This window comes from Blattabacterium cuenoti (assembly GCF_014251795.1).
In the GTDB taxonomy this organism is placed as follows: domain Bacteria; phylum Bacteroidota; class Bacteroidia; order Flavobacteriales; family Blattabacteriaceae; genus Blattabacterium; species Blattabacterium cuenoti_AB.
The window spans coordinates 193,935-213,697 of record NZ_CP059201.1 but is presented as its reverse complement, the minus strand read 5'-3'; the positions used below and the strand labels follow the sequence as shown (position 1 = coordinate 213,697).

Sequence of the window (19,763 nt, the reverse complement as noted above, 5' to 3'; positions counted from 1 at the left end):
GAAAATGGATATTATAGTAGCTATAGATTTAATTGATGGAAAATGTGTTCGATTAATACAAGGTGATTTTAAAAGAAAAAAAATTTACAATAAAGATCCATTAGAGGTTGCTTTTTTATTGGAAGATCATGGAATATCTAGACTTCATTTAGTTGATTTGGACGGAGCGAAAAAAGGAAAAGTTGTTCATTGGAAAATATTGGAAAAAATAGCGAAACACACACATTTAATTATAGATTTTGGAGGAGGTCTTCATTCTGAAGAGGATATCCGTCTTGTATTTGAAAATGGAGGTCATATGGCAACTGTCGGTAGCATTGCTGTGAAAAAACCTTTTCTTTTAAAAAAATGGATTGATATTTATGGGGGAGACAAAATTTTATTAGGAGTAGATGTGAAAAATAATAAAATAGCGACCAATGGATGGACTAAATTTATTGATTTTCCACTTTTTGATTTTTTAGAAGAAAAAAGCAATCATGGAATTCAAAAAATTTTTTGTACAGATATATCTAAAGATGGAGTTTTATCAGGTCCTTCTTTTTTTTTATATAAGAAAATTATTGAAAAATTTCCAAATATTAAATTGATAGCAAGTGGAGGAATTAGTAATATAAATGATATAGATCAATTATTTGAATTAGGTTGTAGTGGAGTTATTGTTGGAAAAGCTATATATGAAAATAAAATATCATTATCACATCTTAAAAATTGGACAAAAAAGAGAAATAATAACAATCAAATATGTTAGTTAAACGGATCATTCCTTGTTTAGATATAAAAAACGGAAGGACAGTAAAGGGAGTAAATTTTAAACATTTAAAAGATGCTGGAGATCCAGTAGAATTGGGATTTTGGTATACCAAGCAAGGAGCAGATGAATTAATATTTCTGGATATTACAGCAACAAATGAAAGACGTAAAACATTAATTGACTTAGTAAAAGATATTTCACGTCATATTAATATTCCTTTTACAGTTGGTGGAGGAATTCAGGAAGAAAAAGATGTTGAAGATTTGTTAAATGCGGGAGCAGATAAAATTTCTATAAATACAGCTGCTTTTAAAAATCCAGATCTTTTAGAAATACTTTCTAGAAGATTTGGAAGTCAATGTATCGTATTGGCTATTGATACAAAATATGAAGAAGATGAATGGTGGGTATATTTAAATGGAGGAAGAATATCGACTGATACTAAAACCTTAGATTGGGCTAAGGAAGGAATAAATAGAGGAGCTGGAGAAATATTATTAACTTCAATGAATCATGACGGAACAAAAAATGGATTCGCATTGGATATCACTAGAAAAATATCTGAAAATATTTCCACTCCGGTTATTGCTTCAGGTGGAGCTGGTAAATTAGAAGATTTTTATCATATATTTAAAAAAGGAAAAGCTGATGCAGCTTTAGCTGCCAGTATATTTCACTATAGAGAAATAAAAATTTCAAAATTAAAATATTATTTAAATCGTCTTCACATACCTGTTAGGGTATAAAATATAAATGTAATATGATAGATTTTAAAAAAAATTTGATCCCCGTGATTGTTCAGGATTCAAAAACAGATAAGGTATTAATGTTAGGCTATATGAATCAAGAAGCTTATCAAAAAAGCATTGATGAAAAAAAAGTAACTTTTTATAGTAGATCGAAAAAAAGATTATGGACTAAAGGAGAAATTAGTAAAAATTACCTTTTTATTAAAAAAATATTAATTGATTGTGATCAAGATACATTATTAATTAAAGCAGAACCAGCAGGTCCTATTTGTCATAAAGGATCAGATACGTGTTGGAATGAAATAAATCATAATAATTTTTTATTTCATTTGGAAAATATAATATCAAATAAAATAAAAAAAAAACAAGAAAATTCTTATATATATCAATTATCGAAAAAAGGAATTAATAGAATCTCTCAAAAATTAGGAGAAGAAGCAGTAGAACTTATTATTGAATCTAAAGATGATAATAAAAATTTATTTTTAAATGAATCTGCAGACTTACTTTTTCATTATCTTATTCTTTTGAAAAAAAAGGGATTCAAAATACAAGACGTAATTAATATTCTGGAAAATAGGCATTCAAATTCTTAATCTAAGGAATATTTAACATTTTATGAATTTGAAAAGATATTCTCCATTTAGGATTTTCTTTAATATAAGAAATGATTTTTGGAATTATTCTGAAAATATTAGTCCATTCAGGTTGTAAAAATAAGAAACAATTAGTAGATTGAATATAAGTAGCTTGTTCTTCAGCAAATAAAAAATCATTTTCATTTTCAATAATAATTTTTAATTCATTAATTTTTTTATAATTTTCTTGTAAAGGAAGTTTTTTTTTTTAGGAGAAATTGTAATCCAGTCTACATATTTTTCTTTGATAGGATAAGATCCTGAAGTTTCAATATGAATATAATATCCTTTTTTTTTTAATTTTTCAATTAAAGGATGTAAATTCCACATCATAGGTTCACCTCCAGTGATTATAACAGTTTTGACTTTATAATTATTAACATTTTCAATAATTTTATCAATTGTAATAAAATCCTGTTTTTTTATATTCCAACTTTCTTTAGTATCACACCAATCACATTTTATATTACATCCTTCAAAACGAATAAAATATGCAGCTATTCCACAATAATGTCCTTCTCCTTGAATAGAATAAAACAATTCTTTTACAGGATAACTGATTTTTTTCATTTATCTATTCTATTATTTAATGCTGCAAATAAAGTATTTTTTAATAACATAACACGGGTCATAGGTCCTATTCCTCCTGGAACTGGAGTTAAATAAGAGGCTTTTCCATAAACACTATAAAAATCTACATCTCCTAATATTTTTTTATCATGATTATGTATACCAACATCTATAATAACAGCTCCTTTTTTGATCATTTTTCCTTTAAGGAATTTTGGAATTCCTACAGCTACTATTATAATATCAGCTTGTTTTGTGTAATATTCTATATTTTTAGTTTTACTATGAGTAAGTGTTACCGTACTATTTCCAAGATTATTTTTTCTACTCATGAGTATGCTTATTGGTCTTCCCACTATTCTACTTCTCCCAATTATCACAGTATATTTACCTGATATTTGAATTTTGTATTTATCTAAAATCGTCAATATTCCTAATGCTGTAGCAGGAAAAAAAGTTTCTATTCCAAAAGTCATTTTACCAAAATTTTCAGGATGAAATCCATCCACATCTTTTTTAGGGTTGATAGATAAGATAATTTTATCTTGATTTATGTGTTTTTCTAGAGGAAGTTGGACAATAAAACCATCAATACATGGATTTTGATTCATTTTATTTATTTCTACCAATAATTCTTCTTCTAAACTATTTATAGGCAAATGGACCAAAGAATACTTGATTCCGATTTTTTTGCATTCTTTAATTTTATTATTGACATATGTTATGCTAGAACTATTATTTCCTGTTAAAATAATTCCAAGATGAGGAATACGTTTATTTTTATTTACTATTTTTTCCTCTATGATATTGGATATTTCGTTTCTTATTTCTATAGCTAATAGATTCCCATCTAATAATTGAGTAGTCATTTCCTAATTTCTATTTCTTTTGTTAATTGAAGAAATTCATTTACAGATAATTCTTCTGCTCTTTTGTTTAAAAAAGGTATTTCGTGAAAATTTTGAATATAGTTAAATAGTTGTAGAGAATTTCTCAATTTTTTTCTTCTTTGATTAAAAGCAATTTTAACGCATTGAAATAACATATTTTTGTTACAGTGAATCATTTCATTTTTCCTTTTTAAGGAGATTACTCCAGATTGTACATTTGGAGTGGGGAAAAAGACCTTTTTTTTTACAGTAAAAAGATATTTTACATTATAAAATGTTTGAACTAAAACTGATAAAATTCCATAAGTTTTTTTTCCTTTTCGAGATGTAATTCGTTTTGCAACTTCTTTTTGAAACATGCCAATGCATTCTGGTATATATTGATTATATTTTAATATATGAAATAATATTTGAGAAGAAATTTTGTAAGGAAAATTACCAATCACTGCAAAATTTTGTAAATGAATTTCTTCAGGATTCCATTTTAAAAAATCTCTATGAATAATTTTATCTCTATAACTTGGAAAAATTTTTCTTAAAAAGCAAATTAATTTCTCATCGATTTCTATTAGAAAGATATGATTGCATGAATCGGTTTTATTATTTAACTTTAACAAATATTTAGTTAGGATTCCTAATCCAGGCCCAACTTCCACTACTGTATTGTAACCTTCGAAAGAAAGATAGTTTACAATTTTTTTGGCTATATTATGATCTTTTAAAAAATATTGATCAAATTTTTTTTTAAAATAAAATTTATGCATGTACATTACACCATGCAAATATAGTGAAAATAATATATTATTTGTATCTTACAAAACGAGTTGCATCAAACATTTAGTTTTTCACATGATATGCTTAAAATCTCTTTTATACGAAAGAACAAAGAAAAAGTTTTATTGGGATTAGAAAAACGTAATTTTACAAAATTACATCTTGTCAATGAAATATTAATTTTAGACGAAAAAAAAAAAATAATTCAAAATATTTTAAACAAAATATTGGAAAAAGAAAATTTGATATCAAAAAAAATAGGTCAAATTTTAAGTTTAAATAATGATGATCATCAAATCAAATATTTGAAGGAAAAATCTTCTTCCTTAGAAGAAAAAAAAATAAATATTTCTGTTCAATTAAAAAAAATTTCAAAAGATTTAGAAAAAAAATTAAATCAAATTCCTAATATACCTGATGAAAAAGTAAAAAAGAATTCTATAAAAAAAGATGTTATCCTTCAGGAAGGAGACATTCATTCTTCTGTTGTCAATCCTTTGCCTCATTGGGAATTATCAAAAAAATTTTGTTTATTTGATTCAAATTTGGGAACAAAAATATCTGGATCAGGTTTTTTAGTTTATATGGGAAAAGGAGCTAAATTACAAAGAAGTTTAATTCAATATTTTCTAGATCGAAACATACAAGCTTCATATAAAGAATACAGTTTACCTTATCTTGTTAATGAGAAGTCTGGATATGCTACGGGACAAGTTCCAGATAAAGAAAACCAAATGTATTTTATAGAAAAAGATAACTTTTATTTAATTCCTACTGGAGAAATTCCTATCATGAACTGTTATAGAGACAGAATATTAACATACATAGATCTTCCTATAAAAGCGACTACTTATACTTCTTGTTTTAGAAGAGAAGCAGGATCTTATGGATCAAAAGTTAGAGGATTAAATAGATTACACCAATTTGAAAAAGTAGAAATTATTCAAATAACTACACCATATTCTTCTTTTTCTTCATTAAAAGAAATGGTTTTACATGTAAAAAATATTTTACAATCATTAAACTTACCTTTTCGTATCATTTGTTTGAATGGGCCAGATCTTGGCTTTTCTTCTGCTATAACTTATGATTTGGAAGTTTATTCTATGGCACAAAAAAAATGGTTAGAAGTGAGTTCTGTATCAAATTGTACTAATTTTCAATCTAATAGATTACGTCTTAGATATAAAACAGTTGCAGGTAAAATAGAATTATGTCATACTCTTAATGGTAGTGCTTTAGCTTTGCCACGAATAATGGCAGCTTTGTTAGAAAATAATCAGACTGAAAATCAAATTAATATTCCTAAAGTTTTAATTCCTTACACAGAATTTGATCATATTAAGTAAAATAATTTTTTATGAAAGTCACTGAGCATATAGCTAAATCAAAGAAAAGTTTATTTTCTTTTGAGATCTTACCTCCTTTAAGAGGACGTGATATTAAAGATATTTTTTCTACTTTAGATCCATTAATGGAGTTTCGTCCTCCTTTTATTGATGTGACTTATCATCGTGAAGAATTTATTTATGTAGAAAAAGATAATGGCCTTTTACAGAGAAGGAAAATTTCGAGACGGCCAGGTACCGTAGGTATTTGTGCTGCTATTATGAATAAATATGGAATAGATGCAGTTCCTCATTTAATTTGTGGAGGTTTTAATAAACAAATGACAGAAAATGCTTTAATCGATCTCAATTTTTTAGGGATAGACAACGTTTTGGTTCTTAGAGGAGATCCTATGAAATATGAAAGAAATTTTTTTGCGCAAAAAGATGGACACAAATATGCCCTAGAACTAGTGAAACAAGTTCAAGATTTGAATATAGGAAAATATCTCGATAAAACTTTTGTGGAAAAAAAAGAAGCTCCATTATTTGATTTTTGTATTGGAGTAGCAGGATATCCAGAAAAACATTTAGAAGCTCCAAATATAGAGAGCGATTTATTTTTTTTAAAAAAAAAAATAGAAGCAGGAGCTAATTATATTGTGACTCAAATGTTTTTTGACAACAAAAAATTCTTTTCTTTTGTAAAAAAATGTAGATCGGAAGGGATTTCTGTTCCTATTATACCTGGAATCAAGCCTATTTCTTCTAAAAAGCAATTAAATATTCTTCCATCTCGTTTTTATTTAAATATTCCTAATGAATTAGTAAAAGAAATAGAAAAAACGAAAGATAAAAAAAATGTATCTCATATTGGAATTGAATGGGCTATTCATCAATCTAAAGAATTAAAGAATTCTGGAGTAAAAGTTATTCATTATTATACAATGGATAGACCAGAAAATATTTATAAAATAGTTCAAGCAATTTATTGATGCATCAATATTTAAACATTTAAATAAAGGGTTTTTTTTATAGCGTTGATTATTTTTTTTTCATCAGGAAACCAATTTTTTATCAAATTAGAAGCATAAGGTGCAGGAGTATCTAATAAAGTTATTCTATGAATAGGAGCATCAAGATAATCAAATGCTTTTTTTTGTATAAAATATGAAATCTCAGAAGCAATAGATGAGAAAGGCCATGATTCTTCCAAAATTACTAAACGATTGGTTTTCTGGACAGAAAAAACAATAGACTCATAGTCCAATGGACGTATGGTTCTAATATCTATTACTTCCACACTAATATTTTCTTTATCCAACTTATATGCGACATTTAAAGCTATTTTCATAATCTTTCCAAAAGATACTAAACTGATATCAGTTCCTTTTTTTTTTACATCTGCTTTTCCAATGGGTATGAGATATTCTTCATCTGGAATCATCATCTGATCTCCGTACATTTGTTCAGATTCCATAAAAATTACTGGATTATTATCTCTTATTGAAGATTTTAAAAGACCTTTTGCATCATAAGGATTACATGGAATAACCACTTTTAATCCAGGACAACTAGCATACCAACTTTCAAAAGATTGAGAATGTGTAGCGCCTAATTGTCCTGCAGAACCTGTGGGCCCTCTAAAAACAATGGGAATATTCCATTGTCCTCCACTCATATAACGTATTTTTGCTGCATTATTAATAATTTGATCCATCGCAACTAAGGAAAAATTAAAAGTCATGAACTCAATAATAGGTCTACATCCATTCATAGCAGATCCTACACCTATTCCAGAAAAACCTAATTCCGATATAGGAGTATCAATAATTCTTTTTGGTCCAAATTCTTCTAACATTCCCTTAGAAGCTTTATAAGCCCCATTATATTGGGCGACTTCTTCTCCCATCAAATACACAGTATGATCTCTTCTCATTTCTTCACTCATAGCTTCTGCTATAACTTCACGAAAACTCTTTTTTTTCATAACATATGAGGTATCAATTTTTCATAATATATAATATAAAAAATAACGGAAAAGAAAGAAAAATCTTTCTTTTCCGTTAATCGGGTAACTAATTTAATTTTGTTTTTTATTTTCTTTTTCTTTTTTCTCTTTTTGTTTTTTTAAAAAGTATTCTTGTTTTTTTTGTAAATCCATTTGTTCTTCTCTAGCTTTTGCTAGTGATTTTGATATTTTATGTAAAAGAATGTTTTTTTCTTTAAGTATTTTTAATTTTTCTTTTCCATATTTTTTTTCATCTTCAAAATCTTTTTGAGCTTTTTTTTGTTCTTCTGTCCCTACAGGTTTAAATCTCATTATCATCTTTCTTCTTTTGATCTCTTCCAGAATTTGTTTTTGAATTTTCACCATTTCATGATATTCATCATAATGTTTTGTATTTTCTTGTTCTAATTCTTTTACTTTTTCTCCTACTTCTTTTATTTGTTTGGATAATTCTTCTGGATCAATATCATCTATGTTGTAAGGGGGCTCTGGTTCTGGTTCAGGTTCTTTTGGAGTAGGATTAGGGGTTGAAGCTATACCGTTAGGAGAATCAGGAACACCTACAGAAGTATTTTTTTTCACGCCAGGTTCTTCTTCATCTGCAGATGTTATTCCATCATTACAAGATAGAATAAATCCCAACGCAATTAAAATCGTTGGAATCAAAAATCTCAAAGAAGTATTCATAATAAAAAATTTTTAATATTATTATTAAATATATAAAAAAAATTATTACATAATAATAATAATTTTATTATATTGATTGTGAATGATAAAATATCCTTTATTTAGGATATTTGGGAACGGTAATTAGATTTGTATAATTTATATGTTATTATGGATCAATTCATTAGATTAGCTATAAGGGGAATATCCTTAAGTCAAATACAATCTGGTATATATGTTTTGTTGCTCGAGGAAGAATCTGGAAGAATCAAACTTCCGATTATTATAGAGAGTTTGCAAGCTCAGTCTATTGCTTATGCTTTAGGGAAAAGGGATCCATCAAGATCTTTTACACATGATTTATTTCTTTCCATTGCAAAAGTATTTCATATTAGATTCAAAGCCGTGGTGATATATAAATTGGTCAATGGAATATTTTTTTCTTATATATTGTTGGAGGGGGATTTTATAGAAACAGAAGAAGAAAGAAAAGAAATTAAGAAAAAAGAATATAAAATAGATTCAAAAACATCAGATGCTGTTGCTTTAGCCGTACGTTTTCAAGCTCCTATTTATACGACAAAGGAAATTTTTGATAAAGCTGGTATTTATTTTGAGAATGGATTTCCTATTGATAAAGAAAATGATGTTTCTGAAGCAGAAATGAAAAATAGTAGTCTTTTTTTTTCAAAAGAAAAAAGTCAACAAGATTTAGAAAATATGACAGAAAAAGATTTGAATGCTTTGTTAAATCATGCAGTAGTTAACGAATGTTATGAACTTGCAGCACGAATCAAAAAAGAATTGGATAGAAGAGAATAATTATTTATTTTTTTCAAATCTAATAAAACTGTAATTAAATAAATGATTTTTATCTTTTTCATAAATCAATTCATGTATTTTTTTCCATTTTTTTGGATCTATTTTTGGAAATTTAGCATCTCCATAAAATTTTTTATGAATTAGAGTGAGTTCTATAGAATGTGCTTTTTCAATTGTGTATGCATATGTTTTTTCTCCTCCTATAACAAATAAATTTTTTAAATTTTCTATTTGTTTGATAGAGGAAACAATTTGAACATTTATTTTATTTTTGAATTGAAAATTCTTTTTATTTTTTGTTAATATAATATTTTTCCTTTTCGGAAGTATTTTTCCAATGGATTCGAATGTTTTTCTTCCCATCAGAACTGATTCTCCTGTAGTTAAATTTTTAAAACGTTTTAAATCATTAGGTAAATGCCACATTAATTGATTGTTTTTTCCTATAAATCCATTTATGGAAACAGCAGCAATCAAAACTATTTTCATGATTATTTCAATTTTTTTTATATTTTTAAATTTATGGAGATTCCAATTAAATACGATCCAAAATCCGTAGAAAAAAAAATATATCATTATTGGATGAAAGGAAATCATTTTTCATCTTACCCAGATGATAGAATTCCTTATACTATAATTATGCCTCCTCCAAATGTTACTGGAGTTCTTCATATAGGACACATATTAAATAATACAATACAAGATGTATTGATTCGGTATGCGAGAATGAGAGGATATAATACTTGTTGGATTCCTGGAACGGATCATGCATCCATTGCTACGGAGGCAAAAGTTGTTCATAAATTAAAAAAAAGAGGATTATCAAAAATTTCTTTAGGAAGAGAAAAGTTTTTGTATTATGTCATGAAATGGTCTAAAAGTCATCAAAATATTATTTTTGATCAGATAAAGAAATTAGGTTGTTCATGTGATTGGAATAGAACTCAATTTACAATGAGTTCAAAATTATCTCAATCTGTTACGAAAGTTTTCATTGATTTATATAATCAGGGATACATATATAGAGGTTATCATGTTATTAATTGGGATCCAGAAGCTAAAACTACTCTTTCTGATGAAGAAGTAATTTATAAAGAACATATTGGAAAATTATATTATTTAAAATATAAAATAAAAGGAGAAGAAAATTATGTAACTGTAGCAACAACTCGTCCTGAAACCATATTTGGGGATACAGCCATTTGTTTTCATCCAAATGATGTCCGTTATTCTCATTTGATAGGACAATATGCTAGAATTCCAATAATTAATAGATATATTCCAATTATACAAGATTCATACGTAGATCCAAATTTTGGAACTGGGTGTTTAAAAATTACTCCGGCTCATGATAGAAATGATAAAAATATAGCAGATAGACATGATTTAGATGTAATTGACATTTTCAATGAAGATGCAACTTTAAATGAAAAAGGTCTTCACTATGAAGGAATGGATCGTTTGAAAGTAAGAGAAAAAATTATAGAAGAACTTAATAAGTTAAAAGTTTTAAAAAATATAGAAAAATATAATCATAAAGTAGGTTTTTCAGAACGAACTTTATCATTAGTCGAACAAAGATTATCCATCCAATGGTTTTTAAAAATGAAGAAAATGTCTATTTCTGCTATAAAAGCTGTAAAAAATGGAGATATTAGATTTTACCCAAAAAAATTTGGTAAAACTTATTTTAAATGGATGAAAGAAATCCGTGATTGGAATATATCTAGACAATTATGGTGGGGACATCGGATTCCTGCTTATTATTATGGAAAAAAAATTAATGATTTTGTTGTAGCAGAAAATTTAGAAAAAGCATTAGAAAAAGCAAGAAGTAAAAGTAAAAATCCATATTTAAATTATAATGAAATGTGGCAAGATCCAGATGTTTTAGATACTTGGTTTTCGTCTTGGTTATTACCTTTATCTGTCTTTGATGGAATTCATCATCCTCATAATCATGAAATTTGTTATTATTATCCCACTGAAGAAATAGTGACAGGTTCAGATATATTATTTTTTTGGATTGCACGTATGATTATATCCGGTTTTTTATTTAAAAATCAAAAACCCTTTAAAAGAGTATATTTTACTGGAATTGTTAGAGATGATAAAAATCATAAAATATCAAAATCGTTAAATAATTCTCCAAATCCTATAAATTTGATTCATCAATATGGAGCTGATGCTGTTCGTATGGGACTTATGTTAAAAAGTAGTGCAGGAAAAGATTTTCATTTTGAAGAAAAAATATGTTTACAAGGAAGAAATTTCTCTAATAAAATATGGAATGCTTTTCGTTTAATTAAAAGTTGGAAAATACTAAGAAATAATCAGAATGTTCCTGATTATTCTTTACTTGCTATAAAATGGTTTGAGAATCGTTTTTATTATGTTTTGGAGACTTTTGAAAAATTTTTTAAAGAGTATAAATTAGATGAATCATTAATGATTTTATATAAATTTATTTGGTCTGATTTTTGTTCTTATTTTCTTGAAATTATCAAACCAATTTATGGTAATAAATGTGTACCAGAAATCGTATATTTAAATACGATTAATTTTTTTGAGAATATATTAAAATTATTACATCCATATATGCCTTTCATTTCAGAAGAAATTTGGAATCTTATTAAAAAAAGATCACGTCAAGAAACTTTAATGAGTTCTTATTGGCCTGAAAAAAAAAATTATGATTATGATATTTTAGTTTCTTTCGAAAGAGCTACTGAAATAATATCTAAAATACGCAATATTAGAAATCAAAATCATATTTCTCATAAAAAAAGTCTTATTTTATTTTCTATGAGAAAAAAAGAAGAAAAATATGATTCCATTATATTAAAATTAGCTAATTTAGATAAAATCATTCCGGTTTTAAAGAAACCGGAATCTGTGTCTTTTTTTTCTTTTTTTTTAGATACAGATCAGTTTTTTCTATCCTTAAATCATGAAAAATATTCTAAAAATTATAGGGATGATATTGTTAAAATTGAAAATCAAATTCAATATTTTTATAACTTATTATCCGTTATTAGAAAAAATTTATGTAATAATAAATATGTAACTTCTGTTACAAAAAGTTTGCTTTTGAAAGAGAAAAAAAAAGAAAATGATACATTAAATAAAATAAAAAAACTTAAGGAATACTTGGATTTTTTAAAAAAATAAAATTACCAACTGCTGCTACCTCCTCCTCCTCCGAAATTTCCTCCTCCTCCAAATCCATCAAAGTTATCATCATGGTTATCATCATGGTCTTTATCAAAATTTGAATTTCTGAATAAGATATTCGTGAAAAGTAATGTATTTAATAATGAAGTGTTTTTTGTTAAAAAACAAAAGAATATAATCAAAAAAATGCTAATTAATAAATTCCATGTGGAAAATATTTGATTACTCTTACTCTGTTTTTTTTGAAATTTATTTTTCAGAATTTGAAATATTTCTTGAGTTCCATAATTTATAGCTTGATAATAAAGATTATTTTTTAATATAGGTTTGATTTTTTTTATAATCTTCATAGTTAAAATATCGGTCATGTAAGGTTCTATTCCATATCCGTTTTGGATAGATATTTTTCTATCATAAATGGATAATAATATAATTATGCCATTATTTTTATAAAATTTTCCAATTTTCCATTTTTCTCCCCATCGAGATGCTAATAAATTTGGATCTTCTCCGTTAAGATTATTAATGATAATTACCAAAATCTCTGTTGATGTAATTTTACAATATGTAATAAGTTTTTGATTTAATTTTTCTATTTGTTTTCTTGATAAAACTCCTGCATAATCCTGTACAGGATATATTCTTTTTGGAGCTTCAGGTATATCAAACTGTCCTTGTACTAAATTTGTACAAAAAAAAACTAAAAAAATTAAAATAGATCGAACAATTTTTTTCATGATTTTTTTGAATTGATTTTATTTCAATTCATAATATGATCTAGATATATCCGAATCTGATATTCCATATCCGATATTCCATAAACGAAATAACCATTTTTCATCTAAAATCAACTTAATTAGAAAAATCTATAATAGGAGATTTTTTTGATCCTACTTGAGATTGAAAATATCCTTTTTCTTGAAATTGAGAAAAAAAGTTCGCAATTATAATTTTTGGAAATTGGTTTCTATAAGTATTGAAACTGTTCACTTTATCATTAAAACGATTTCTTTCCACATTAATACGATTTTCTGTTCCTTCTAACTGATTTTGTAATTCAAAAAAATTTTTAGTTGATTGAATATTAGGATAATTTTCCACAATTAATAGTAATCGACTGACAGAATTATTTAAGTGATCTTGTACTTTTTGAAATTTATTTACTTGATCTTGATTTAAATCATTTCTGTTTATAGAAAAAGAAGTTGCTTTTGCTCGAGCTTCTACGATTTGTTTTAGTGTATTTTTTTCGAAATTAGCAGATCCTTTTACTGTATTGACTAAATTTGGAATTAAATCAATTCTACGTTGATAAACATTTTCTACTTGTCCCCATTGGGTTTTAATATTTTCATTTAATTTGACTAATTGATTGTATGTATTAGATATCCACAATACAATTATTAATATTAAAACTAATATGGAAAAAATAGCTATAAGAAAATTTTGTTTCATGGTAAAAAAAAAATTTTATTTTTATGATTTTAAAAAAATTTCTCTGTTAGAAAAGTAAAAAAAACATTCTTTAAAAGCATTCTGATTACTGTCAGATCCATGTATAGCATTTTTTTCTAAAGAGGAGGCATATAAATTTCGTATAGTTCCTTTTTTTGCGTGGATTGGATTAGTGTCTCCTATTAAAATTCTAAAATCTTTTACAGCATTTTCTTTTTCTAATATTATAGACACAATTGGTCCAGAAGACATAAATGTTATTAAAGATTCAAAAAATGATTTTTTTTTATGTTCTGAATAAAATTTTTTAGCAGATTGTTTAGATAATTCTGTCATTTTTATCGCTAAAATGTGAAAACCGGATTGAACTATTTGAGATAAAATAGGAACAACATATCCTTTTTTTACAGCATCTGGTTTGATAATAGAAAGAGTGATTTTTCCAAACATGTGATCAATCATAGTTTCTATTTTTTTAAACTTAAAAATACTTAAAATTAAATAAAGAAATTCATAAATGAAAATTGCTGTATTTTCATTATAAAAATATATAGTTTTATGAAAAAAAATAATAAAAAATTGAGTGATGAGGAGGAAAACTTTTTTGATTTTGATTCATTTAGAAAAATGGTTTTAAATGATTATAAATTAGCAAGAATTAGTCGTGAAACTAGCATATTAGGGCGTAGAGAAGTTTTAAATGGAAGAGCTAAATTTGGAATATTTGGAGATGGGAAAGAAATTCCTCAGTTAGCTATGGCAAAAGTTTTTCAAAATGGAGATTATCGATCTGGATATTATCGTGATCAAACGTTTATGATGGCCATTGGAGTTTTAACTGTAAAAAATTTTTTTTCGCAATTATATGCACACTCAGATTTGGAGGCAGAACCTGTTTCATCTGGAAGAATGATGACCGCTCATTTTGGTACACGTTTTTTAAATGAGGATGGAAATTGGAAAAATCTTATTAAAAAAAAAAATTCCAGTGCTGATATTTCCTCTACTGCGGCTCAAATGCCTAAATTATTAGGCCTAGCTCAAGCTTCTAAAGTTTATAAAAAATTAAAAAATTTAAAGGAAACTCATAAAATATTTTCTCATAATGGAAATGAAGTAGCATTTGGAACTATTGGGAATGCTGGGATTTCTGAAGGATTATTTTGGGAAACATTAAATGCTGCTTCAGTATTACAAATACCAATAATCCTTTCTATTTGGGATGATGAATATGGAATATCTGTTCCGAATAAATATCAATTTTCAAAAAAAAATATTAGTGATCTTTTATCTGGTTTTCATAGGAATAAAAAAGAAAAAGGAATAGAAATTATTCGTGTAAATGGATCGAATTACATAGATCTTACGAAAACATATGTTACAGCAGATAAAATTGCTCGTTATGAACATGTTCCCGTTGTCATACATGTAACAAATTTAACTCAACCTCAAGGACATTCTACTTCTTCTTCACATGAAAGATACAAGTCTAAAGAACGTTTAGAATGGGAAGTGAATAATGATGGAATAAAAAAATTTCGAGATTGGATTCTTAATTTTCGAATCAATGAAAAAGATTGTTGTAAAATAGCTAATGTTAGTTTTTTAGATCAAATAGATGGAGAAGCTAAAAAATATGTTGAAAATGAAAAAGAAAAAGCTTGGAAAGCGTTTCAAAAACCTATTATTAAAATTAAAAATGAAGTAGCAAGCATCTTATATAAAATACAAAATACTTATAAAGAAAAAAAATGGATTCAAAAATATATTCAAGAATTACATAATACAACTAAAAATTATCCTACAAAAAAATCAATCTTTCGCATTGCTAGAAAAATATTATATTTTTTAAAAGAAGTGAAGTCTGATCAAAAAGATTCTTTGATAAAGTGGATTAGAAAAAAATACCATGAAGAACAAGAAAATTATTCTTCACATTTGTATAGCATTTCTGAAAAAGCATCTATGAAGAAAACAGAAGTTTTTCCTATATATACTAATCTTGAAGTAGATGGTAGGATTGTATTAAGAGAAAATTTTGATAAATTATTAGAAATACATCCTGATCTTTTAATATTTGGAGAAGATGTCGGAAAAATAGGAGATGTGAATCAAGGTTTGGAAGGATTGCAAAAAAAATATGGAAAAATTCGTGTTTGTGATACAGGAATACGTGAGTCTACCATTATTGGTCAAGGAATAGGTCTTGCAATGCGAGGGCTTCGTCCTATAGTCGAAATTCAATACATAGATTATATTTTATATGCCCTACAAATTATGAGTGATGATTTAGCTTGTTTGCAATATCGAACAAAAGGAGGACAAAAAGCTCCTGTTATTATTAGAACTAGAGGACATCGTTTAGAAGGAATATGGCATTCTGGGTCTCCAATGGGTGGAATGATTAATTATTTGAGAGGAATTTTAGTTCTCGTTCCCAGAAATATGGTTAAAGCGGCTGGATTTTATAATACTTTATTATCTGGAGATGATCCTGCTTTAGTCGTCGAATGTCTTAATGGATATAGAATTAAAGAAAAATTACCAAATAATTTAGGTTTATTTAGAACTCCTATTGGAGTAGTAGAAAAAACAAGAAAAGGAAAAGATATTACTATGGTCACTTACGGTTCTACTTGGAGAATTGTTAGCGAAGCAGCAGAAGAATTATATAAGATGAATATAAATTCTGAAGTTATTGATATTCAATCGTTAATTCCATTTGATTTACAAAAAGATATTGTAAAAAGTTTACAAAAAACTAATAGATTATTGATCATAGATGAAGATGTTCCAGGAGGAGCTTCCGCTTATATTTTACAAAAAATATTAGAAGAACAAAATGGATATTATTATTTAGATAGTCCACCTGTTACGATCACAGCTAAAGAACATCGTCCTCCCTATGGATCAGATGGAGATTATTTTTCCAAGCCTTCTGTGGAAAATATTGTAGAAAAAGTATTAGAAATAATGCATGATAGTTAATAAATTTTATTATTTATTATATTTGTTTTGTATTGTAGTGTCTTGTTTTGTTTGATTTCGATTAATGTTTTTTAATTTTATGAAAATAGAAAAAACTTTACGTTCTAGGATTGAAGAAATGGATTTTAACAATATTGTTTTTGGAAATCAGTATTCTGATCATATGTTTTGTTCTGAATTCAAGAATGGAGAATGGAAAAATTCTATTATAAAACCTTTTGGAAATATAATGTTTTCCCCTATATCTTTAGTATTCCATTATGGACAAGCTGTTTTTGAAGGTATGAAAGCTTATAAAGATGAGAATGAAAATGTTTTTTTATTTCGTCCGGAAGAAAATTTAAAAAGAATCAATAGATCTGCTACCCGTTTAGAAATGCCAAATATTCCAAAAAATATTTTTTTAAATGGATTAAAAAAATTAATAGATTTAGACAGGGATTGGATTCCAAAAAATTATGGACAATCTCTATATATTCGTCCTTTTCTAATTGCAACTGATGGAGTTTTGTCTGCTAAGCCTTCTAAGGATTACATGTTTATGATTATATCTACTCCCGCAGATACTTATTATAAACATCCTTTAAAAATTAAAATAGAGGAAAAATATAGTCGTTCTGCATCAGGAGGTGTTGGATTTACTAAAGCTGCTGGTAATTATGCTTCTTCTTTTTATCCTACTAGACTTGCTCATGAAGAAGGATTTGATCAAATATTGTGGACAGATTCTTCTACTCACACAATGATTGAAGAATCCGGAACTATGAATGTTTTTTTCTATTTAAATAATAAACTTATAACCCCAAAAGCCAATGATAACATATTAAGTGGAATTACTTGTAAAAGTATTCTTTCTTTAGCTAAAAAAGAAGGCTTTTTCGTTGAAGAACGAAGTTTAAACGTTTCAGAAATTATCAAAGGATTTCATACCGGTGAATTAAAAGAAGCTTTTGGTTGTGGGACCGCTGTTGTTGTTAATGATTTTCAAACAATTAGTTATAAAGGAAATAATTTTTTATTACCAAATATTGCAGAGAAAAAAAGAATATCTTTTTATTTAAAGAAAAAATTATTGGATATACAACACAATCGATCTGAAGATCCTTTTGGATGGAGAGTTTTATTAAAAAGAGATTTGTAAAAAAATCATTTGATATCGTTTATGAATGATCATTTTCAATCCATAGAAAAAATAGTAAAAGAATCTGTGTTTGTTTTATATAAATTATATGATTCTACTGAATTAGATTTTCAATATACTAAAAAGGAATATCCAGGAGATATTACTTTAATTTTATTTCCTTTATCAAAAAAATTAAAAAAGTCTGTTGATGAAATAGGAATCAATATAGGAAATTATGTTCAAAATAAGTTAAAAGAACTGATTCATTTTTCTGTTGTTAAAGGATTTTTAAACTTTATTTTCGAAGATGGTTATTATATTTATCTCTTGAAAAACATGTTAAACACAAATTTTTATGATTTAAAACATCATTCTAAAAAAATCATGATAGAATACTCTTCCCCTAATACAAATAAACCTCTTCATTTAGGCCATATTAGAAATAGTCTTATTGGATCATCTATAGCTGAAATATTAAAAACGGTTGGGCATGAAATAATCAAAACTCAAATTATTAATGATAGAGGAATACATATATGTAAATCTATGATAGCTTGGAAGAGATTTGGAAAAGGAAAAACGCCTGATAATGTTAAAATGAAAGGAGATCATTTTGTAGGAAAATATTATAGTTTATTTGATAAAATTTATCGTAAAGAAATTCAAGAAGAGTCTTGTAACAGTCAAAGACCCATTCAAAATACAATTATGAATGAGGCTAGAGAAATTTTGAAAAAATGGGAATTAGGAGATCCTGTTATTAGAGAAACTTGGAAAGAAATGAATCAATGGGTTTATAAAGGGTTTAAAGAGACTTATAAAAAATTGGAAATTACTTTTGATCAAACAGAATACGAGAGTGATGTTTATGATATTGGAAAAAAAATTGTGAAAAAAGGTCTTAAGAAAGGTATTTTTTTCCAAAAAAAAGATGGATCGATTTGGATCGATTTAATAAAGGAAGGTTTTGATCAAAAACTTTTATTACGATCTGATCAAACCTCTGTATACATAACTCAAGATATTGGAACGGCTGTGGAACGTTTCAAAAAATACAATGTAGATCAAATTATTTATATCGTAGGAAAAGAACAAGATTATCATTTTCAAGTTCTTTTTAATGTATTAAAACGTTTAGGATATATATGGGTCAATAAATTATCCCATTTATCTTATGAAATGGTATATTTGCCAAGTGGAAAAATGAAATCAAGGGAAGGAAATATTATAGATGCAGATAGTTTAATTTTAAAAATGTCTTCTATTGCAAAAAAGAATTTTTTAAAAAAATTTCATGAATCTGAATATCAAGATAGAAAAGAAGATCAAGATGCTGAAATAATAGGATTAGGAGCTTTGAAATATTATTTTCTTAAAATAGACCCGAGAAAAAAAATAATTTTTCATCCTGAAAAATCTATAGATTTTAAAGGAAAAACAGGAACATATATTCAATATACTTATTCAAGACTTCGTTCTTTAGAACGAAAGTTTTTCAATTTTTGTTCATTAATTAATTATTATTGGTCAAATATAAAATTTGACATACATGAAAAAAACATGATCAAAATTCTTCAAAAATATCCATTTGTTTTAAAAAAAGCAGCAATGCATTTAAATCCTTCTTTAATAGCAAATTATATTTATGAAGTATCTAAAACTTTTAATCATCTTTATCAAAATAAGAAATTAATAGATCCCTTAAACATGATTCATAGCAACATTTGTATGAATATTATCCATATCACAGGAAATGTTTTAAAATCTGGAATGAATTTATTAGGCATTAAAATGCTTGATCGTATGTAGTAAGTAGTAATA

General features: G+C 26.3%; 18 protein-coding genes and 1 pseudogene. 10 read left to right on the top strand and 9 right to left on the bottom strand.

Annotated elements, in window-relative coordinates; genetic code table 11:
• Window positions 1-4: 4 nt before the first annotated feature.
• The 3 genes from hisA to hisIE are packed head-to-tail and all read left to right on the top strand — an operon-like array spanning window position 5 to window position 2,099.
• Entirely contained in the window at window positions 5-751 is a 747-nt protein-coding gene (gene hisA / locus H0H55_RS01010) for a 1-(5-phosphoribosyl)-5-[(5-phosphoribosylamino)methylideneamino]imidazole-4-carboxamide isomerase (RefSeq protein ID WP_185861559.1), read from the top strand.
• Window positions 745-1,500, top strand: coding sequence for an imidazole glycerol phosphate synthase subunit HisF (hisF, locus tag H0H55_RS01005; protein ID WP_185861445.1), 756 nt, complete (start codon window positions 745-747; stop codon window positions 1,498-1,500). The genes hisA and hisF overlap by 7 nt, the downstream gene beginning before the upstream one ends.
• 14 nt (window positions 1,501-1,514) lie before the next feature.
• On the top strand, window positions 1,515-2,099 hold the full coding sequence (hisIE, locus tag H0H55_RS01000) for a bifunctional phosphoribosyl-AMP cyclohydrolase/phosphoribosyl-ATP diphosphatase HisIE (RefSeq protein ID WP_185861444.1): 585 nt from the start codon (window positions 1,515-1,517) through the stop codon (window positions 2,097-2,099).
• Window position 2,100: 1 nt separating this feature from the next.
• On the opposite strand, the pseudogene H0H55_RS00995 reads toward hisIE, so the two are convergent.
• The 3 genes and pseudogenes from H0H55_RS00995 to rsmA form a co-directional block, all read right to left on the bottom strand.
• Window positions 2,101-2,711, bottom strand: a pseudogene (locus H0H55_RS00995) (7-carboxy-7-deazaguanine synthase QueE).
• Complete coding sequence (locus tag H0H55_RS00990) at window positions 2,708-3,580, bottom strand: bifunctional 5,10-methylenetetrahydrofolate dehydrogenase/5,10-methenyltetrahydrofolate cyclohydrolase (RefSeq protein ID WP_185861443.1); 873 nt, start codon at window positions 3,578-3,580, stop codon at window positions 2,708-2,710. Before H0H55_RS00990 ends, H0H55_RS00995 begins: the two are co-directional and overlap by 4 nt.
• Window positions 3,577-4,365 (bottom strand): 16S rRNA (adenine(1518)-N(6)/adenine(1519)-N(6))-dimethyltransferase RsmA, encoded by a 789-nt coding sequence (rsmA, locus tag H0H55_RS00985; RefSeq protein ID WP_185861442.1) that lies wholly within the window; start codon window positions 4,363-4,365, stop codon window positions 3,577-3,579. Before rsmA ends, H0H55_RS00990 begins: the two co-directional genes overlap by 4 nt.
• Before the next feature lie 90 nt (window positions 4,366-4,455).
• On the opposite strand from rsmA, the gene serS reads away from it, so the two are divergent.
• The gene (gene serS / locus H0H55_RS00980; protein ID WP_185861441.1) at window positions 4,456-5,724 is read left to right on the top strand and encodes a serine--tRNA ligase; all 1,269 of its coding nucleotides are present in this window, start codon (window positions 4,456-4,458) and stop codon (window positions 5,722-5,724) included.
• A gap of 11 nt (window positions 5,725-5,735) precedes the next feature.
• A complete protein-coding gene (metF, locus tag H0H55_RS00975; protein ID WP_185861440.1) occupies window positions 5,736-6,698 on the top strand; it encodes a methylenetetrahydrofolate reductase [NAD(P)H] in 963 nt (320 codons plus the stop codon).
• A gap of 11 nt (window positions 6,699-6,709) precedes the next feature.
• Here the strand turns inward: metF and H0H55_RS00970 are convergent, their stop codons facing one another.
• Entirely contained in the window at window positions 6,710-7,693 is a 984-nt protein-coding gene (locus H0H55_RS00970) for a pyruvate dehydrogenase complex E1 component subunit beta (protein ID WP_185861439.1), read from the bottom strand.
• Window positions 7,694-7,786: 93 nt separating this feature from the next.
• Window positions 7,787-8,401 (bottom strand): hypothetical protein, encoded by a 615-nt coding sequence (locus tag H0H55_RS00965; RefSeq protein ID WP_185861438.1) that lies wholly within the window; start codon window positions 8,399-8,401, stop codon window positions 7,787-7,789.
• A 150-nt stretch (window positions 8,402-8,551) separates the two neighbouring features.
• Between H0H55_RS00965 and H0H55_RS00960 the strand changes: the two genes are divergently transcribed.
• A complete protein-coding gene (locus H0H55_RS00960) occupies window positions 8,552-9,202 on the top strand; it encodes a bifunctional nuclease family protein (RefSeq protein WP_185861437.1) in 651 nt (216 codons plus the stop codon).
• Here H0H55_RS00960 and H0H55_RS00955 read toward each other — a convergent pair whose 3' ends face one another.
• Window positions 9,203-9,691, bottom strand: coding sequence for a dihydrofolate reductase (locus H0H55_RS00955; RefSeq protein WP_185861436.1), 489 nt, complete (start codon window positions 9,689-9,691; stop codon window positions 9,203-9,205). It lies immediately after the preceding gene.
• 33 nt (window positions 9,692-9,724) lie between these two features.
• Here H0H55_RS00955 and H0H55_RS00950 point away from each other — a divergent pair, with 33 nt between their 5' ends.
• Entirely contained in the window at window positions 9,725-12,373 is a 2,649-nt protein-coding gene (locus H0H55_RS00950) for a valine--tRNA ligase (protein WP_185861435.1), read from the top strand.
• 2 nt (window positions 12,374-12,375) lie between these two features.
• Here the strand turns inward: H0H55_RS00950 and H0H55_RS00945 are convergent, their stop codons facing one another.
• The 3 genes from H0H55_RS00945 to ndk all read right to left on the bottom strand — a co-directional run bounded on the left by H0H55_RS00945 (window position 12,376) and on the right by ndk (window position 14,293).
• Window positions 12,376-13,113, bottom strand: coding sequence for a TPM domain-containing protein (locus tag H0H55_RS00945; RefSeq protein WP_185861434.1), 738 nt, complete (start codon window positions 13,111-13,113; stop codon window positions 12,376-12,378).
• Between the two features lie 115 nt (window positions 13,114-13,228).
• Entirely contained in the window at window positions 13,229-13,831 is a 603-nt protein-coding gene (locus H0H55_RS00940) for a LemA family protein (RefSeq protein ID WP_185861433.1), read from the bottom strand.
• A gap of 21 nt (window positions 13,832-13,852) precedes the next feature.
• On the bottom strand, window positions 13,853-14,293 hold the full coding sequence (gene ndk, locus H0H55_RS00935) for a nucleoside-diphosphate kinase (RefSeq protein WP_185861432.1): 441 nt from the start codon (window positions 14,291-14,293) through the stop codon (window positions 13,853-13,855).
• A 96-nt stretch (window positions 14,294-14,389) separates the two neighbouring features.
• Between ndk and H0H55_RS00930 the strand changes: the two genes are divergently transcribed.
• The 3 genes from H0H55_RS00930 to argS all read left to right on the top strand — a co-directional run bounded on the left by H0H55_RS00930 (window position 14,390) and on the right by argS (window position 19,751).
• Window positions 14,390-16,819 (top strand): alpha-ketoacid dehydrogenase subunit alpha/beta, encoded by a 2,430-nt coding sequence (locus H0H55_RS00930; RefSeq protein WP_185861431.1) that lies wholly within the window; start codon window positions 14,390-14,392, stop codon window positions 16,817-16,819.
• A gap of 79 nt (window positions 16,820-16,898) precedes the next feature.
• Window positions 16,899-17,960 (top strand): branched-chain amino acid aminotransferase, encoded by a 1,062-nt coding sequence (locus H0H55_RS00925; RefSeq protein WP_185861430.1) that lies wholly within the window; start codon window positions 16,899-16,901, stop codon window positions 17,958-17,960.
• Window positions 17,961-17,981: 21 nt separating this feature from the next.
• The gene (gene argS / locus H0H55_RS00920; RefSeq protein WP_185861429.1) at window positions 17,982-19,751 is read left to right on the top strand and encodes an arginine--tRNA ligase; all 1,770 of its coding nucleotides are present in this window, start codon (window positions 17,982-17,984) and stop codon (window positions 19,749-19,751) included.
• Window positions 19,752-19,763 lie beyond the last annotated feature (12 nt).

What these genes read in the sequence shown, in the direction of transcription:
- hisA (WP_185861559.1), top strand. Translation starts at nt 5, where the DNA reads ATGGATATTATAGTAGCTATAGATTTAATTGATGGAAAATGTGTTCGA.
- hisF (WP_185861445.1), top strand. Translation starts at nt 745, where the DNA reads ATGTTAGTTAAACGGATCATTCCTTGTTTAGATATAAAAAACGGAAGG.
- hisIE (WP_185861444.1), top strand. Translation starts at nt 1,515, where the DNA reads ATGATAGATTTTAAAAAAAATTTGATCCCCGTGATTGTTCAGGATTCA.
- H0H55_RS00990 (WP_185861443.1), bottom strand. Translation starts at nt 3,580, where the DNA reads ATGACTACTCAATTATTAGATGGGAATCTATTAGCTATAGAAATAAGA.
- rsmA (WP_185861442.1), bottom strand. Translation starts at nt 4,365, where the DNA reads ATGCATAAATTTTATTTTAAAAAAAAATTTGATCAATATTTTTTAAAA.
- serS (WP_185861441.1), top strand. Translation starts at nt 4,456, where the DNA reads ATGCTTAAAATCTCTTTTATACGAAAGAACAAAGAAAAAGTTTTATTG.
- metF (WP_185861440.1), top strand. Translation starts at nt 5,736, where the DNA reads ATGAAAGTCACTGAGCATATAGCTAAATCAAAGAAAAGTTTATTTTCT.
- H0H55_RS00970 (WP_185861439.1), bottom strand. Translation starts at nt 7,693, where the DNA reads ATGAAAAAAAAGAGTTTTCGTGAAGTTATAGCAGAAGCTATGAGTGAA.
- H0H55_RS00965 (WP_185861438.1), bottom strand. Translation starts at nt 8,401, where the DNA reads ATGAATACTTCTTTGAGATTTTTGATTCCAACGATTTTAATTGCGTTG.
- H0H55_RS00960 (WP_185861437.1), top strand. Translation starts at nt 8,552, where the DNA reads ATGGATCAATTCATTAGATTAGCTATAAGGGGAATATCCTTAAGTCAA.
- H0H55_RS00955 (WP_185861436.1), bottom strand. Translation starts at nt 9,691, where the DNA reads ATGAAAATAGTTTTGATTGCTGCTGTTTCCATAAATGGATTTATAGGA.
- H0H55_RS00950 (WP_185861435.1), top strand. Translation starts at nt 9,725, where the DNA reads ATGGAGATTCCAATTAAATACGATCCAAAATCCGTAGAAAAAAAAATA.
- H0H55_RS00945 (WP_185861434.1), bottom strand. Translation starts at nt 13,113, where the DNA reads ATGAAAAAAATTGTTCGATCTATTTTAATTTTTTTAGTTTTTTTTTGT.
- H0H55_RS00940 (WP_185861433.1), bottom strand. Translation starts at nt 13,831, where the DNA reads ATGAAACAAAATTTTCTTATAGCTATTTTTTCCATATTAGTTTTAATA.
- ndk (WP_185861432.1), bottom strand. Translation starts at nt 14,293, where the DNA reads ATGATTGATCACATGTTTGGAAAAATCACTCTTTCTATTATCAAACCA.
- H0H55_RS00930 (WP_185861431.1), top strand. Translation starts at nt 14,390, where the DNA reads ATGAAAAAAAATAATAAAAAATTGAGTGATGAGGAGGAAAACTTTTTT.
- H0H55_RS00925 (WP_185861430.1), top strand. Translation starts at nt 16,899, where the DNA reads ATGAAAATAGAAAAAACTTTACGTTCTAGGATTGAAGAAATGGATTTT.
- argS (WP_185861429.1), top strand. Translation starts at nt 17,982, where the DNA reads ATGAATGATCATTTTCAATCCATAGAAAAAATAGTAAAAGAATCTGTG.